The sequence below is a fragment of the Rhizobium sp. BK376 genome (genome assembly GCF_004341625.1).
In the GTDB taxonomy this organism is placed as follows: domain Bacteria; phylum Pseudomonadota; class Alphaproteobacteria; order Rhizobiales; family Rhizobiaceae; genus Rhizobium.
On sequence record NZ_SLZG01000014.1, the window covers coordinates 22,168 to 38,166 of the forward strand.

Sequence of the window (15,999 nt, forward strand, 5' to 3'; positions counted from 1 at the left end):
GCAAGAATCTCAAACAGCGGTACGGATTATATGCGACGTTCGCTCCGAACCTTTCAAGTCCAGACCGTGGCCGGAGGGTTTCGGCTTTGCGAGCGCTTTTTCAACGGCGCTACAAAGCAGCTCGACGGTCAGTCCTGCCTCGGGCAACGCGATTGCGAGGCCCATTCTCTCCAGCCGTTCAGCGCGAACTGACTGCTCGGTTTCACCGCCTGATGTAAAGGGCACGAGAATGGAACGGCAGCCGGTGATCAAGAGATCGCAGACCGTATTGTAGCCCGCCTGCGAAATCGACAATTCAGCGCCGCGGAGCAGGGAAGGGAAATCCTTGCGGAAACGGACGAGGCTGACATTTGTCGGCGCCTCGGCGCCCAATGCTACGAAATCGGCCTCTGGCAGGTTGGGGCCGGTGATCAGGCACCAGCTTTGCCTGGTTCCAATGATCCGCGCAGCTTCGAGCGATGTGCGGATCAGGTCGCGCCCGACAGCGCCCCCGCCTGCAGAAACCACTATGTCGAATAGCTCGGTCGGCTCGGGCGGCAGGGGAGGAGCGACCAGCCCGGTATAGCTGATACGGTCCGAGATCCGTTCGGTCAGCGGAAATGTTTCCTCCAGACGGACGAATGTCGGATCGCCATGGACGAGAATGCCGTCGAAATGATCTCTCAGGAGCGACACGGTCTCTTCGTCACGCCCCGGCTTTTTCTGTTGCTGCAGGATGTCACGAACCGATGTGAGCAGCTTTGGTCTGGGCGAGGTGGAGGCAATTGCATCGAGAAGCGGAAGCAGCTCGAAACGCATCTGCCGCCTTCCGAACGGAAAGGCCTCGATGATGACGACATCCGGGGCCGCCGTGCGGAAGGCGTCAAGCAAGAGGTCGCGACGCGCAGCAAGGAAGCGCTCGTCGACCGCATTGCTCTTCTCGTCGGCAAGACCCGAAAAGCCGGCGCTGCTTGCGACGACGGCGGGTAGCATCACTGACGTGACATCCGACCCTGGAAAACCGGGAACCGGAATGCCGCCGGTGACGATTGTCACGTTGCAGCCATCCTTTGCCATGGCGCTGGCAATGCGGCTCGCGCGGGCAATATGACCTATTCCGAGGAGATGCTGGACATAGAAGAAGACACGAGGGCCGGTCATGCGGATTTCTGCCATCCTTCTTCTTTCTGCCACTCCTCTTCGAAAAGGCGCGTGAGCTGGCGGATGCTGGCGTGGTGGTCGAAATGCTCGCGCACCCGCCGTTCCGCGGCCTTGCCGAGTTGCCTGCGCAGCTCCGGATTTCGGATCGCCTCCTCAATTGCCTTTGCGAGGGCGGCAGGTTCCTCCGGCGGCACGACCAGGCCATTCTCACGGTCGGTCAACAACTCGGGCACGCCCGACACCGAAGTGGAGATGCAGGGCAGCCCCTGGCTCGACGCTTCGACAAGAACATTCGGCAATCCGTCGCGATCGCCATCGGAGGCGACGCGACAGGCAAGCGCGAAAAGATCGGCTGTGCGATAGCGGGCAAGCACGTCCTTCTGCGCCATGGCGCCATTCCAGGTAATACGGTTCCCGACACCGAGCTTCTCGGCCAGCGCCTTGAGTTTCGGCAGCTCATCGCCGCCGCCGATATGCTCGAAACTCCAGGCAATATCCTTGGGCAGAAGCGCCAGCGCGCGCAGGAGCACGTCATAGCCTTTCTTCTCGACAGCCCGGCCGACGCTCAGTAGCCGGACGGGATCGGAAGATTGAGAACCGTCCCGGTCCGAATGTTCTCCCGAAAACGGTCCGAAGCGCGCGAGATCGAGACCATGGTAGCTCAGGTGCACCTGGCTCTTCATCGGCGTCAGTTCCCGCATATGCTCAAAGCCGCTGCGCGTGCAGGTAACCGTCCAGCGCGCATCGGCAAGTTTCTCGGAAATCTCCCAGTCCGGTGATGTCCAGATGTCCTTAGCATGCGCCGAGCAGGTCCAGGGGATGCCCGTCATGATGCTGGCATAGTAGGTGACCGATGCGGGCGTATGGATAAAGTGCGCATGCAGCCATTCGCCGCCGTCGGGCCACTCGTGCGCAAGGACCAATGCCTGGCCGAGGCGCCGTACGCGGTTTGGCGTGAGATCGCGTTTGAGGTCGGTCCAGAAACGCTTGATGAGCGGCTTGAAGCCGGGCTTGGAGAGGCCGGCGAAGAGGGCTCGCAGGACGCGCAGCGGCTCCTCGTAGAGATATTCCGGCAGGTAGACCACCCGAGCCTTGATTTCATCATGGACGGGATGACGCTTTTTGTCGGTCGGTCGGCGCATCGAAACCAGAGTGAGATCGAAGCCGGCCTGTTCCAGCCCGAGCAATTCCTGTGCGATGAAAGTCTCCGACAGCCTGGGATAGCCCTTCAGGACGACCAGGAGTTTTTTGCGGATAGCCAAAGTAGGAAATCCTATTCCGCAACCGCAGTAAGCGGCGGATAGTTATCGCGACGATCCAGCCAGTCGCCGACAGTCCGCGAAATATGGACAAGCCCCTCCAGCTGCATCTCCGACGTGCCGCTTGCCGAAGGTGGCTCACGGTTTACGAGCTTCTTCAGCGCTTCCGCCAGGCGGCTGGGATCGGCGGATTCTTCCGGCAGCAACATGTCGATCAGGCCGAGTTCGCTGGCGCGCTGCGCGCGGATCAACTGTTCCTCGCGCGGCCGCGTGCGCGGAATAATCAGCGCCGGCTTGTCGAAAGAGAGGATCTCGCAATAGGTGTTATATCCACCCATGGCCACGACCGCCTTGGCGCCGGCGATCAGTTCCTCCATCTTGTTGTCGAATTCTATGACCTCGAGACAGGCGATCTTGCTGCTGCGCTCCAAAAGCTCAGCGCGCTCGCGAGCCGGCATGTAGGGGCCAAGCACGATCAGAGTCCGGCACTGAAGCGTGGTGTCGTGCTCGTAAGCGCCGACGACATCGCGAACGAGATCGGCACCGTCGCCGCCGCCGCCCGTCGTTACCAGGATATAGTCCTCGTCAGGCACATGTTCGGATTTGGTACCCAGCCGCGAAACGCTGCGTTGAAGGAAGCCTACAAAATCCATTTTTCTTCTGACACCGGCAGGTACGTCCAGGCCGACGAGCGGATCATAGAAATCCGGCGGGCCATAAACCCAGACCGCATCGTAGAATTGATCGATCTTCTGCAACGCGTTGTTCTTTTTCCATTCGACATCAAGGAGATGCGGCGCGTCCATGACGTCGCGCATGCCGAGCACGAGCGTCGTGCCGCGCGCCTTCAGATATTGCAGGGTCTCCTCGACCTCGCCCTTGAGCCCCATGGGCTCCTTGTCGACGATGAAGATATCCGGCTGAAACGTCTCTGCTGTGTGGCGGATGATCGACTGGCGCATCTTCAGCGTTTCCTGAAGATCCACGTGGCTCGCCATTGACGTATATTCGCCGTCTCTGAGCTTGATGACGCTCGGCACCTTCACGAAATCGACACGAGCACGATAATCAAATGCGCCCGCAATCGTTGCGCCCGAAATGATCAGTACATTGAGGCCACGATAGTCTTCGACCAGTGAATGGGCGATCGTCCGGCAGCGGCGCAAGTGTCCGAGACCGAATGTGTCGTGGCTGTACATGAGGATACGAGCATCTTCTACACGCCGCGTCATGGGCAAAACCTCAAGAATGGAAGTCATTTTCACGGAGGAACCGCAAAAGGCATCTGCAACCGCTACCTGAACAACTATGCGTCAGGGAAGCGATTCCCAGTCTATTTGTAGGGATCGGCGGCATCACGCAAGCCATCTCCTAGAAAGTTGAATGCCAGGATCACAAGGATTACCGGAATCATGGGAAATAGCAGCCAGGGATAGAAGGCAATAACGCTGACGTTTTTTGCCTCCGTGAGCAGAATTCCCCAGCTGGTGATCGGTGGACGCAAGCCGAGACCAAGGAAGCTCAGAGCCGTTTCGCCAAGGATCATGCCTGGGATGGAAATGGTTGCCGTTGCAATCAAATGCGACATGAAGCCGGGAATGAGGTGGCGACCGATGATGCGCTGAGCTTTCGCGCCCATAAGCTGCGCTGCCAGAACGTAGTCCTCCTCGCGCAGCGAGAGAAGCTTGGATCGCACCGCTCGTGCCAGACCCGTCCAGTCGAGGATACCGAGAATGATCGTGATGCCGAAATAAACGAGGATCGGGCTCCAGGTAACCGGCATGATGGCTGCAAGCGCCATCCAGAGCGGAAGGCTCGGCAATGACTGCAAGACCTCGATGACGCGCTGGACGAGAAGATCAAACACACCGCCGTGGTAACCTGCAAACCCGCCGATGACGATGCCGAGAACAAAGCTGATAGCGATGCCAATCAGGCCGATCGTCAGCGAGATTCTTGCGCCGTAAATAATGCGAGACAGGACGTCGCGCCCAAGCCTGTCTGTTCCGAGCAAGAACATCTGGCCGCCGACGGCCGGGCAAACCAGGTGGAGATTGGACGGTATCAATCCCCAGAAACGATAGGAATCACCACGGCAGAAGAATCGGATCGGCTGCACGTCGTTTGGTCGATCCGTGTAGCTGCGGCGCAATGTTTCGATATCCAGCGTCATTTGCCGGCCGTAGACAAAAGGACCGATGAACTGGCCATCGTGGAAGAAATGGACCTGTTGGGGCGGAGAATGGATGTATTCGACATTGCGCGTATGCAGACCGTAAGGCGCAAGAAATTCGGAAATCAGGATCGTGCAATATAGTAGCAGCAGGAAGATGCCCGAAACGACCGCGAGCCGATGCTGTTTGAATTTCCACCACATCAGCCGCTTCTGCGACGCAAGATGATAGCGTGCCTGACCGGCCGACATCGCTTCGAACTGCAGTGGATCGAACGGCGCGGTCGAGACGTAATGTTCCAGTGGTGCGCCGGGCTGTGGCAAGGAGAGGGTCATTTCATGCTCCTGCCTTGCAAGCGAATACGGGGATCGAGGAAGCCAAGGGCGATATCGGAAATCAACACGCCGATGACGTTCAGGAAGGCGAGGAACATAAGGAACGACCCCGCCAGATACATATCCTGGCTCTGAAGCGCCTTGATCAGCATCGGTCCCGTTGTCTCAAGTGACAGCACGATGGCCGTGATTTCGGCGCCTGATATGATCGATGGCAGGATGGAGCCGATATCCGCTACAAAGAAATTGAGCGCCATCCGCAGCGGATATTTGACCAGCGCGCGCAGAGGATGAAGCCCCTTGGCGCGTGCAGTGATCACATATTGCTTCTGCATCTCGTCCAGCAGATTGGCACGCAGCCGTCGGATCATGCCGGCAGTTCCCGCCGTTCCGACGATGATCACGGGAATCCAGAGGTGCGAAAGGATGGAGCTCGCCTTGGCCCAGCTCATTGGCTGGGACAGGTATTGCTGGTCCATCAGATGCCCGATCGATACGCCGAACCAGACGTTTGCGAAATACATCAAGATCAGCGCCAGCATGAAATTCGGAATGGCGATGCCGAGGAGGCCGAACAGCGTGAGCCCGTAATCGCCCCAGCTGTACTGATGGGTTGCAGAATAGATGCCGATCGGAAAGGCGATGAACCACGTCACGAGAATGGTCGTGAAGGAGACGAGGATCGTCAGCCACAATCTGTCGCCCACGACATCGGAGACCGGCAATTGATATTCGAAGGAATAGCCGAAATCGCCATGCAGCATGCCCGCGACCCAATAGGCGTATTGCAGCACCATCGGCCTGTCGAGACCGTACTCATGGCGAAGATCCTGGATCTCCTGCAGGTTTGCCGTCTCGCCCTGCGCCTGCAGTTCGGCGATCTGGCTCTCGAAGAAATCTCCAGGCGGAAGCTGGATGATGGTGAATACCAGCACCGAAATGATGAGGAGGGTCGGAACCATCGCGGCGATACGCCAAAGTATATATCGCAACATCCTATGCGTCCCTTCCCATCCAGAAGGTGTCGGGCATGTAAACGCCAAGGTAACAGGTAGGATCGAAGCCGTAGAGAGCCTTATCCGGAATGTTGCGGAGCTTGGCAGAGCGCATGATCGGTTGCAGAGTACTATTGATCAATCCGATGGAAAAGACCTGCTGCGTGTAGATCGACAGCATCTGGTGCCATATCTCTGTCCGCTCGCCGAAGGAAGCGGCTTTGCCCCAGCGACCGAGAAGCGCGACAAGCTCGGCCGCCTCCGGCACATCCGGCGCTACACCCTGGCTGCCGCCGGAGAGAAAGTACATTCCCCAAAGCGGCCATTGCAGCTGGTCGTCCATGGTCGGGGCCAACTGTCCGGGGTTCATATCGGCAGTAGGCACGCCGTTATCGAGGCCGTACCACACTGACATCATGGTACGCCCGCCCATTGCTCGGCTACGGAAAATGTCGCGCTGCGACGAGCGGCTGAAGAGCGCGATGCCCACCTGCCGCCAGTGATCGGTGATCAACTCGAGGACGTCGGTGTCGAGCGTGCTCTCACCCGCCGTCTCCACTGTGATCTCGGCGGGGCGTCCATCCGGTAGAATCCGGATCCCATCCTCGTTCCGCTTGTCGAGACCGGCTTCGTCCAGAAGCGAATTCGCCTGTTTGGGATCATAGTCGATCCAGGCGCTTGCATATTCCGGCTTGAAGAGCGGACTATCCGGCAGAATCGTATCGGCGCTTTCAACACCAAGACCGTAGAAAACCGCCATGTTGATTTCGTGCCGATTGATCGCCAGCGACAAGGCGCGACGGACACGCACATCCCTGAAGACGTCACGCCAGACGGTATCGGCGCAATTGAGATTCGGCATGAGCGCCACGCGCGATCCGCGGATCGCCTTCCAGAGATCGACCTTCACTGGATGGCGCTTTTCGGCATCCTTGAGGAACGTGTAATCGTCAAAGTCGATACCCGTCGCCTGCAAGTCGCTCTCGCCGGCGCCTGCCTTGGCGGCGATGATCGAGGAGGAGCTGACATTCAATATGAAGCGATCGAGATAGGGCAACTGCAGGCCGTTCTCATCCACACGATGGAAGAAGGGATTGCGCTCGAAAACGAACTGTTCGGCCGGAGGAGCCGTCGTGTTGCGCCAGGGATCGAGAACGGGCAGATCCGGATTTTCGGGCCTGTAGCTCCGTCCCATCTTGATGTGCAGGTCCTGCCACTTCTTCGCGCGGTATTCCTTCATAAGGGCGGACAGCCTGATATCGTCCTGATATTTCTTGTGGAATTGTTTCAGGTAATGCCCAGGCCCGGCAAGGACCAGAGGTTGCGGAGCCGCAAGCGCGGCCAGGAAATTTGGATTTGGCTGATCCCAGGAATAGCGAACCGTCAGCGGATCGATAACCTCGAAGCGAGGCAGAGTGCCGTGAGGCCGCAATTCTAGCGCTCCGCCTCCGGGGGTCAGCTGCTTGTTCAGAATGACGTCATTCCACCAGTAATGGAAATCGTCGGCGGTAAAGGGTTTACCGTCCGACCATTTATGTCCGGGACGTATCCTGAACGTAAAGACGGCATCGCTCTGCGATTCGAACCCTTCAAGAATGTCCGCTTGGAGCTGCAGCCGCTCATCGTAGCCGACCAGCCTCGCATAGCCATAGATCGTCATGAAGCGAAGATCGCTTTGGCCGCCTATGATCGTGCGAACCGTGCCGCCATATCGGCCGGGCTCCCGACCCATCCTCTTGACGTAGACGATCCGCGGCCGATCAGGGAGACGCTCAGCCAGGGGCGGCAATTGTGCTGCTCGCAGCCATGGGCGGAGATATTCGGGCTCGATGTCGCGATCCGTCGCCCGCGCTGCTGCTGGCGCCAGCACTGTCGATGCGACAAGTCCTAGGAAAGAGCGGCGCGTTACCACGTGCGGAGCTCCTCGACAGCAACATCGCGACGGGCGCGGACAAAGTGGCCCGAGCCGAGGTCGGCGTAGGAAAGGTCGTTTTCTTCGCCGGTCTCGGTAAAATGCGCACCCCAATTGCGCTTGGAAGATGGTCCGAGCGCCTGCAGCGTCTCAAAATCCAACGGCCGGTCGAGATCCGGGAAAGGCACGGCAGCCAGCAGCGACCGTGTATAGGGATGAACAGGGTCGCGCAGGATGATTTCGCGCGGAGCGATCTCGACGATGCGGCCGCGATACATGACCGCAATCCGATCGGCCATATAATCGACGACGGCGAGATTGTGCGAAATGAACAGGTAGGTGAGGCCCAGTTCCTTTTGCAGGTCTTTCAGCAGGTTCAGGATCTGGGCCTGCACGGATACGTCAAGCGCGGAAACCGGCTCATCCAGAATGAGAAGCTTGGGGCCGAGCGCAAGCGCCCGCGCTATGCCTATGCGCTGGCGCTGACCTCCGGAAAAACTGTGAGGGTATCGGCTAAGGTAGCGTTCATCGAGGCCAATCGCCCGCATCAGCGCCTTGACCTTCTCCTTGCGCTCGTCGTTGTCACCCCGAGCGTGGATTTCGAGGGGTTCGCTCAGGATGTTGCGAACGGTCATACGGGGAGATAGCGACGAAACGGGATCCTGAAACACCATCTGGATCTTTGTCCGAAGATCCATCAGTTCATCGCCGCTGACGGAAATCACGTCGATTTCGCCGTGGCCATCATTGAATGTCACAGAACCACTGTCCGGACGAAACGCGCGCATCAGGATCTTGCTGACGGTCGTCTTGCCGCAACCGCTTTCGCCTACGAGCCCCAGGCATTCTCCGCGACGAATGTCGAAGCTGACATCGTCAACTGCGCGTAGAAACGCGGTCTCTTTCTTTGCGAAGATGCCGCCGCTCTTGCTGACATAGGTCTTGCGCAGGTTGCGCACGGACAAAAGAACATCCGGTGCGTTTGCTACCGGCTTCTTTTTGCCGAGCAGCGTATCGATGTTGACCGGGACCTCGCGAAGGGCCTTCAGACGCTCCCCCGGTTTCATGTCGAAGTGTGGGACTGCCGACATCAAACCTTTGAGATAGGGATGCTGCGGGTTGCGGAAGATCGTCTCGACCGGCCCGGCCTCCATGATCTCGCCGTGATAGATCACCACGACTTCGTCAGCCATGTTTGCAACCACCCCAAGATCGTGCGTGATCAGCAGCATGGCCATGTTGAACTTGTGCTGCAGGTCACGCAGAAGCCCGAGGATCTGCGCCTGTATTGTGACGTCGAGCGCAGTCGTCGGTTCGTCGGCGATCAGAAGGGCGGGATTGCAGATGAGCGCCATGGCGATCATAGCGCGCTGCCGCATGCCGCCCGACAGTTCGAACGGGTACATCTCATAGGTGCGGCTGGGATTTGTAAAGCCGACCAGTCCCAGCATCTCTTCCGTCTTCTGGCGCTGTTCGGCCTTGTCGGCGTGGCTATGGATGCGCAGCGCTTCGCCGATCTGATTCCCGACGGTGTGCAGGGGCGAAAGCGATGTCATCGGCTCCTGGAATATGGTTGCCATTCGCCCGCCGCGCAGCGCTCGCATCTCGATACTGTCGCGCGAATATTGGAGGAGATCGGTCGGCGTGCCGTTCAGGGGATCAGTGAACAGGATTCGGCCGGCAGCCTGAGCGGGCGTGGGCAGAATGCCCATGATGGCCTGGCTTATGATCGATTTTCCGGAACCTGACTCGCCGACCAGCGCAGTGACCTTGCCGGGGAGAATTCTCAGATTTGCGCCCTTGACCACACGTATCTTGTCCCCGAAAGCCGAGAACGACACGTCAAGGTTTTCGATACGCAGCAAGTCCGTCCCTGACGCCATGCAAAGAATTTCCCAGTGATAAGACCTCGTGATCCGTCGAGGCACACTAACTTAGGCCATAACCGGTGTCCAGTTACCCGACATAGGGTGTCACTGGCAAAAATCCCGTTACTTCCAAGCGATTATCGTAGAGAGATACAGTAGCGCCGTATCAGTATTATTGCATAAGTTTCTCTAGCAGCGGCCGCTCTTCGCGCTTCTTTGCGTCGCGATGAAGCAGTATCACGCGTTCTGCCTCCGACAGTCCGTCATGAACGGCATCCGCATCGGGCTCCAGCGATTGCAATTCGACCAAGGGAGCGGGATGAAGCACCGTCAGTTTCTGGCGCACGCCACGCAACTTTTCCTCGCCGAGGGTGACCCACTCGCTGCCGGTGTAGCCTGCGAACGCCTGGCTGGCGACGACTTCGCGGGAGTATTTTTTCGTCAGGTTCTGCAGACGCTGCACCTCGTTGACGGCTGCGCCGAAGGCGGAAAAGGTGAGCCGGTCCTTCAGCCCAACATTGCCGAACATGACATTGCCGACATGGAGGCCGATACCGTAGCGAACAATGCCCAGGCCTCCTGCCTGCCGCTCCTGATTGAGCCGTGCAACACGCGCCTGCGCCTGGAAGACCGCCGATAGAGCGGCTTCGCAAGCAACCTTGGATGGGTCCTTGTGGCGTCCGCATGGGTAGACCGCGAGGAAGCCATCTCCGAGAAAGCTCAGGATTTCTCCCCCATTGCGGTTAAACGGGGCGGCGATCGCGTCGAAGAATTCGTTGAGCGTATCGATATAGGCCTGCCGGCCTTCCTTCTCCGCATACATCGTCGACTGGCGCATGTCGCCCATGACGAGGGCCGCGCGAATGGTCTCGCCGTCGCCGCGGCGAATCTGTCCGTTCAACACCCGCTTACCGGCGTCGCCACCGAGATAGGTGGTCAGCATATTGTTGGCGAGCTTTCCGAGCACCGCCATCTTGGCGGCCATCGCCAGATGGTTCTGCAGGCGCAGCAGTGCTGCAATCATCTCCTCGGAAAAACCATTAAGGCTGTCCGTCGACCAGGAGCCCATCATACCCTGAGCCGAACCGTCTCCGAAGGCCTGCACGAAAGAGATATAGTCCGTGATCTTTTCCTTGCGCAGATCTTCAAAAATCGGAAATTCCAGCGGGCCGTCGACATCGATGCGGCGGCGGAGATAATCCAGATTGTTCGTCAGCAGATAGTAATAGGGGCTCTGCAGGAAACGCTCGGGCTTGTCCTGCGAATGACGATAGCCCTCGATCGTGAGGCCACTGGCGCGACGCCAGGTAAACCCGAGCGCGTCGTAGAGCGGATGCAGCATTGAAAAAGTCAAATGGACGCGAGCAATCGGCAGGCCGGAGGCAGCCATGCGGTCGCAGAACCCACGGACGATATTCTCGAGATTTTCGCCTTTCAGCGCAGACTGCGTGAGCCATTCGGCAACTTTATCAAGAAAGATGTCGGAAACGCTTGAGTGGATGGTCTTCATTCCTGGGCTTCATCCCTTTGATGAACTGGCCGTTATCCCCCGCGACCGATGTAGATAGGGCAGTAAGGCAAATTCCTTAGCCCGATGCCTTCCTTAAGTAAGCTGACGACGGGAGCGAGACAATGGGAGGACAAGCCGACTGCAGCGAAATCATTGGAAGCCGGCAAAGTTTCACGGCGATCCGGCGGAAGGCAGCACGGCGGGCGTGATGGCTTCCGTGATCGAATCCATCGTTGAATTCAGCTTTGATTTCAATCGGGATGCGGCCACTGCGTAGCCGCCATCCGCGCCGTCGATAAAGTGCATGTGATCGCGCGATAGCGGCGTGGCAACGAAACAGGTCATCAGAGCCGACGCCTGACGGTGCAGTCCAAATCGGCAGATACCCTGTCGCTCGGCTTCTTCGAGCCGCTTCTCGATTCTTGACAGATGATCGCCGTCGACGTCGATCGTCATTTTCAGTCCATCATCGAATTTTCGGAAGTCCGAATTGGCTGCCAGATCACGTCTGTAGATGCTGACGTCGAACGTGGCGGTATGGATGCCGAGCTTATCGAGAAGATAGACAAGACCGATCTGGGCAATGATGAAAAGTCTCCGGAAAAAACGCATTTTCCCGACCGTCTGAGCCCGTGCCTCCACATCGGCGCCTTCGAAATCCAAGGCGGGAGTCGGCCCTTCGACGGGCACCGGGTGGCCGTCGCGGGCCTGCTCCATCGAGATCGCGATGATATCGGTCACCAGGCGCTGGAACTCAGGCCCGTTGCCGGCGGTGCCTGGCACGGCGATGATGGAGACGATCTCGCCATTGCGTGCGTCGATCGGGTTCCAGCGGCAAGAAAGGCCGGTAAGATCAGGCCGAGTCTCGGGAGGCGCCGGGTCGACCACATATTTCCCGGCTTTCATCTGCGCCTCCGCCCAGCTCGTGCCGCCGCCGGAAAACATGGCGTAGGAGACAAAATCGCTGGGACTGAAGCGGGCGACGCGAACGTCCAGTCCCTCGTTGCGAATGGCGGCCATTGGAACAACCGCCGTGCGCAGATCGAGCTGCAGCTCTTCCATGACCCAGGTCCTGACGGCTGCCAGCGCCTTGCGGACAGGTTCGATACCGGAGGAGGGGATTGCGACCAAGGCCCCATCGCCGCCGAACGCGAATGGGTAGTCACCCTTGCCGAGCGCGTTGATGACGGCAGAAATCACGCCTGCGCCTGCCATGTTGACGGATTTGTAGTGACCAGCTGCAATGGCGCCTGTCGAGCTGACGATATCCGCCAATGCCAGACACCAGTTGTCCGGAAGCGGGCGATAGTTGCTGCTGTCAGTCACGCCTTCGAATCGCTTGAAGACCGGCACGCTGCCAAAGAAATCGTCATTCGTCGGTTTGAGCATGAAAGTTCCTATCGCATTTTCTCAGGCGCAGGAGACGGACCAAGGCCGTTCTTCGAGGCTGCGCCATCCCAATCCTTAGCCTAACCATCGCGAAAGACCAGTTATCGTCAAGGATAGGGGCGAAGCGGTCGACGCGCGTCCCATGATTATGATACGTCGGCTAGATATTAATAGTTTCAGGAACGCAGATATCATGAGCCGTCTGGATAGCTTCATTCGCCGTCTGACCGCACAACGCGACATTCTCAACCTCATTCTCGAAGAAGTTAGCCATATCGACGGCCCCATACTGGAATTCGGACTGGGAAACGGCAGGACATTCGATCACCTTCGCGAACGTCTCCCCGATCGCCGTATCGTCGCCTTCGATTGGGATGTCCATGCCCACAATTCGTCGGTCCCCGAGGGGGAAGACATGGTCCTGGGCAATATCAGGGAAACGGGCCAGCGTTTCATTGGCATCGACGCTGCTCTTGCCCATGCCGATATCGGAACCGGCTATGACGACAAGGATGCGATTACGCTGACATGGCTGCCGCAGCTGATAGCCGGCGTGCTGGCGCCCGGCGGCATCGCGCTGAGTGGTCTGCCGCTCGATCATGCGCAGTTGCAGGCCATGCCGTTGCCGCCAAGCGTCAAGACGGGCCGGTATTTCCTCTATCGCCGCCTCAGCGCATAAACAGCACGTCGAACTGTTCGCCTTTGGTGGGCAAATCAACCACCTTCATTGGCGTGCTTTTGTCTTCGACAAAGACGATGCATTCTTCATAATAATCTGCGAGGGACCGTGCGAAGGCCTGGCTCCCGCTGCTTCCATAGAAGGATGGCGTAAACTCCATATAGAGAGGCGTCTTTTGCGCCATCAAAGCCTGCATCGAACGGCAGGCGACCGGCTCGTATCCCTCGATATCGATCCAGATAAGGCCGATTTCATCGATCGGCGTTTGCGCCCTCTCAAGGATATCCGGCACTGTTCGAACAGGCACCAGGATCTTCTCATCAGCCGCATTCTGCTGCAGAGCGCTGCTCTTGCCGTGATTGTTGTGATGGAGAAAAAAGTCCAGCTCGCCACATCGGTCGCCGGCGGCGCAGTTGATGGCGGTGACCCGATCCTCAAGGCCGTTCTGTCGGATGTTGGCGGTAAGCAGACGAAAATTGCGTGGATCGGCTTCGACCGTGATGATGCGGCGGTAGGCCTGGCTGAGCGCGAAATAGATCGTCTGTGTTCCGATATTGCCGCCGAGCTCGAGCAGGGTGGTGCCCTTTCGCATCAGGCCCTGTTCTCTCAGTACGGCGAGCAGCCTGTCCACGTTGTCACGCTCGAAATGGCCCTTCCGGAATATCTTGCGACCGATATAATCCGACGGCGAAAAGCTCATGACGTGATCGCCGCAATCCACCGTCATCGTCAGTACGCGTGAGCCGATGCCGCCGATGAGAAGATTACGGCCGTAGCGGGTATCGAAAAATCGTTGGGCGAGTTGCTCCCGCATCTTGCGCAGGCGGCGTTTCAGGAATTTTCGAGTTGCGGTCGCGCGGCTGAATATCATGGCCATTTCATATCTATAGCCGCGGCGCGGCGTCATGCAAAGCGGGCGCTCTCTTCCTTGGGAACGATGAAGACGCGGAGCGGTACCGCACGACCACGCACGGCGATTTCCCTGCTTTCGATCCCTGACAGATCAGCGCCCGAAAGGGCGGCTACGGGCTCTGAAAGGACGAGTTCGGTGTCGAATTCCTTGGCCGCGCTTTCCAGACGGCTCGCCACATTCACCGTATCTCCGATTGCCGTCAGGTTCTTCACATTGCCGTAGCCCATGGAACCGACGACGGCGAGGCCGCTATGGATGCCGACGGCTATTCTTAGCGGTACCGAAAGCTCTTCAGCCAGCTCTTCGCTCAGGCGATCGACTTCCCTGATGATCGTGGCCGCAGCCTTCAAAGCCTGACGGCAGGCTTCGTCAGGCGGATGGCCAAGGCCAAAAAGTGCCATGGCACCGTCACCGATGAATTTGTCGACCCGGCCACCTGCATCCTCTATCGCCTTGCCGACGATGGCGAAGTACCGGTTCAGGAGGAAAACGATGTCGAAAGGCAGCCGTTCCTCGGTCAGTGAAGTGAAATGGCGCAGATCGCAGAAAAAGACGACAATCTCCCGCTCCCGGCCGGGACTTGTGGTCTGACTATAGGTCGGAATAGCGGACTCCGACATCGGGACGAGCAAGGGCACCACGGCAACGTCGTGCGTCGGACGAAGCTGGCAGGCGAGCCGGATGTCGGGCGTGGCGCGAATGCGATTGAGCGTTTTCTGCTCGAGCGGCTCCGGCGACGGTAACGAGTCTACGCCGTCGACGACCTGGACTCGGCATGTCGAACATTGGCCCTTTCCGCCGCAGACGGAATAATGCGGTATTCCACCGAGGCGGCTTGCCTCCAGCACCGTAAAGCCACGAGGCACCCGGATGTTCTCACCGCCGGGATAGCGGATCGATATCTGGTGCGCCCGTTCCGACAATCGGCGCGTCACGCGCAATCCAAAGAGGGCGATGAGTGCAAGGGAGAACGAGCCATAAAGCGTCACGCGATAGGGCTGGATGTCGCTACGTATTTGGTTTCCAGGGACCGACTGGCTTTCTCCGAAGCTACGCACATCGCTGTAATAGCCGCCGACGTAACCGCGCTCATCCTCCTCGGTGGAGATATAGATAAGCGTCCGGCCCATATTGGCGAAGCCGAGCAGCGCAAGCACCGGCAGCAAGATGGCGACCGTCAGCACGACGGGCGTGATACGCGTGTACCACGGCCGATATCGCAGCCAGAAATGGACGCCGATACAGCCGTGAATCCAGACGGCGAGCAAGGCAAGCGTCTGGCGAATGCCATCGACCGGCGAGCTGATCCAGAGCGTACGGACAATCGAGTGATAATTGTCCACGTAGCCATAGATGTCGTGTACGATGCGCGTCCCGAGGACGTGATCGATCAGCAGGAGAGGGATCAGCAGACCGGTGACGATCTGAAATGCTTCTCCGAGCGGCATCCGCAGCGTGCGCCGCACATAGAGCGTACGCAGGACCAGAAGCACGTGCACGATGACTGCGCCATAGAAAACGACAGTTCCGATCGGGTTGCGCCAGATGGCCAGAAATACGCCGCGTCCTGCCTCCGCCGCCTTGAGCGAAATCAGCCCCAGCGAATGGTTGCCGAGATGCATGGTCACGAAAAGGAATATGATCAAGCCGGATCCGAGGCGCGCCTTTCGGATGAACTGATCGGAGAGGAAAGGGTCTGTCTTTGTGGTCATCAAATTCGTTCTGGTGGCCTGTTCACAAGGCAGAGGAAACTGAATAATGACCGCCGGGCACCCTTTGCAGACGACACGTCATTTTTCATCTAACTTCTATGAGAGATTCTGTC

Annotated in this window: 12 protein-coding genes; 1 reads left to right on the forward strand and 11 read right to left on the reverse strand. The window is 58.5% G+C overall.

Translation table 11 applies throughout. The annotated features are described in order from the left end of the window. Positions 1–9: 9 nt before the first annotated feature. The 9 genes from EV561_RS25310 to EV561_RS25350 all read right to left on the reverse strand — a co-directional run bounded on the left by EV561_RS25310 (position 10) and on the right by EV561_RS25350 (position 12,582). On the reverse strand, positions 10–1,140 hold the full coding sequence (locus tag EV561_RS25310) for a glycosyltransferase (RefSeq protein ID WP_132525680.1): 1,131 nt from the start codon (positions 1,138–1,140) through the stop codon (positions 10–12). After that, entirely contained in the window at positions 1,137–2,402 is a 1,266-nt protein-coding gene (locus EV561_RS25315; RefSeq protein ID WP_165927914.1) for a glycosyltransferase family 4 protein, read from the reverse strand. Before EV561_RS25315 ends, EV561_RS25310 begins: the two co-directional genes overlap by 4 nt. A gap of 11 nt (positions 2,403–2,413) precedes the next feature. Further along, positions 2,414–3,631 (reverse strand): glycosyltransferase family protein, encoded by a 1,218-nt coding sequence (locus EV561_RS25320; RefSeq protein WP_132525682.1) that lies wholly within the window; start codon positions 3,629–3,631, stop codon positions 2,414–2,416. Between the two features lie 101 nt (positions 3,632–3,732). Beyond that, on the reverse strand, positions 3,733–4,908 hold the full coding sequence (locus EV561_RS25325) for an ABC transporter permease (RefSeq protein WP_132525684.1): 1,176 nt from the start codon (positions 4,906–4,908) through the stop codon (positions 3,733–3,735). Further along, positions 4,905–5,903: an ABC transporter permease gene (locus EV561_RS25330; protein ID WP_132525686.1), complete on the reverse strand. Its 999-nt coding sequence runs from the start codon at positions 5,901–5,903 to the stop codon at positions 4,905–4,907. Before EV561_RS25330 ends, EV561_RS25325 begins: the two co-directional genes overlap by 4 nt. Position 5,904: 1 nt before the next feature. Then, positions 5,905–7,815 carry an ABC transporter substrate-binding protein gene (locus tag EV561_RS25335; RefSeq protein WP_132525688.1) on the reverse strand — a complete coding sequence of 637 codons (1,911 nt, stop codon included), beginning with the start codon at positions 7,813–7,815 and terminating at the stop codon, positions 5,905–5,907. Then, positions 7,809–9,698 (reverse strand): ABC transporter ATP-binding protein, encoded by a 1,890-nt coding sequence (locus EV561_RS25340; RefSeq protein ID WP_132525690.1) that lies wholly within the window; start codon positions 9,696–9,698, stop codon positions 7,809–7,811. Before EV561_RS25340 ends, EV561_RS25335 begins: the two co-directional genes overlap by 7 nt. A 157-nt stretch (positions 9,699–9,855) precedes the next feature. Further along, complete coding sequence (locus tag EV561_RS25345; protein ID WP_132525692.1) at positions 9,856–11,193, reverse strand: adenylate/guanylate cyclase domain-containing protein; 1,338 nt, start codon at positions 11,191–11,193, stop codon at positions 9,856–9,858. A gap of 171 nt (positions 11,194–11,364) precedes the next feature. Then, on the reverse strand, positions 11,365–12,582 hold the full coding sequence (locus EV561_RS25350) for a DUF3095 domain-containing protein (protein ID WP_132525694.1): 1,218 nt from the start codon (positions 12,580–12,582) through the stop codon (positions 11,365–11,367). Between the two features lie 193 nt (positions 12,583–12,775). Between EV561_RS25350 and EV561_RS25355 the strand changes: the two genes are divergently transcribed. Further along, positions 12,776–13,261: a class I SAM-dependent methyltransferase gene (locus tag EV561_RS25355; RefSeq protein ID WP_132525696.1), complete on the forward strand. Its 486-nt coding sequence runs from the start codon at positions 12,776–12,778 to the stop codon at positions 13,259–13,261. Here EV561_RS25355 and EV561_RS25360 read toward each other — a convergent pair. Both EV561_RS25360 and EV561_RS25365 read right to left on the reverse strand, forming a co-directional pair. Beyond that, positions 13,251–14,138, reverse strand: coding sequence for an FkbM family methyltransferase (locus EV561_RS25360; protein ID WP_132525698.1), 888 nt, complete (start codon positions 14,136–14,138; stop codon positions 13,251–13,253). The two genes, EV561_RS25355 and EV561_RS25360, sit on opposite strands and share 11 nt — an antisense overlap. A 26-nt stretch (positions 14,139–14,164) precedes the next feature. Next, a complete protein-coding gene (locus tag EV561_RS25365; RefSeq protein ID WP_132525700.1) occupies positions 14,165–15,886 on the reverse strand; it encodes an adenylate/guanylate cyclase domain-containing protein in 1,722 nt (573 codons plus the stop codon). Positions 15,887–15,999 lie beyond the last annotated feature (113 nt).

Coding starts and splice junctions, on each gene's coding strand:
- EV561_RS25360 (WP_132525698.1), bottom strand. CDS start 14,138: ATGGCCATGATATTCAGCCGCGCGACCGCAACTCGAAAATTCCTGAAA.
- EV561_RS25355 (WP_132525696.1), top strand. CDS start 12,776: ATGAGCCGTCTGGATAGCTTCATTCGCCGTCTGACCGCACAACGCGAC.
- EV561_RS25330 (WP_132525686.1), bottom strand. CDS start 5,903: ATGTTGCGATATATACTTTGGCGTATCGCCGCGATGGTTCCGACCCTC.
- EV561_RS25340 (WP_132525690.1), bottom strand. CDS start 9,698: ATGGCGTCAGGGACGGACTTGCTGCGTATCGAAAACCTTGACGTGTCG.
- EV561_RS25310 (WP_132525680.1), bottom strand. CDS start 1,140: ATGACCGGCCCTCGTGTCTTCTTCTATGTCCAGCATCTCCTCGGAATA.
- EV561_RS25325 (WP_132525684.1), bottom strand. CDS start 4,908: ATGACCCTCTCCTTGCCACAGCCCGGCGCACCACTGGAACATTACGTC.
- EV561_RS25345 (WP_132525692.1), bottom strand. CDS start 11,193: ATGAAGACCATCCACTCAAGCGTTTCCGACATCTTTCTTGATAAAGTT.
- EV561_RS25350 (WP_132525694.1), bottom strand. CDS start 12,582: ATGCTCAAACCGACGAATGACGATTTCTTTGGCAGCGTGCCGGTCTTC.
- EV561_RS25365 (WP_132525700.1), bottom strand. CDS start 15,886: ATGACCACAAAGACAGACCCTTTCCTCTCCGATCAGTTCATCCGAAAG.
- EV561_RS25320 (WP_132525682.1), bottom strand. CDS start 3,631: ATGACGCGGCGTGTAGAAGATGCTCGTATCCTCATGTACAGCCACGAC.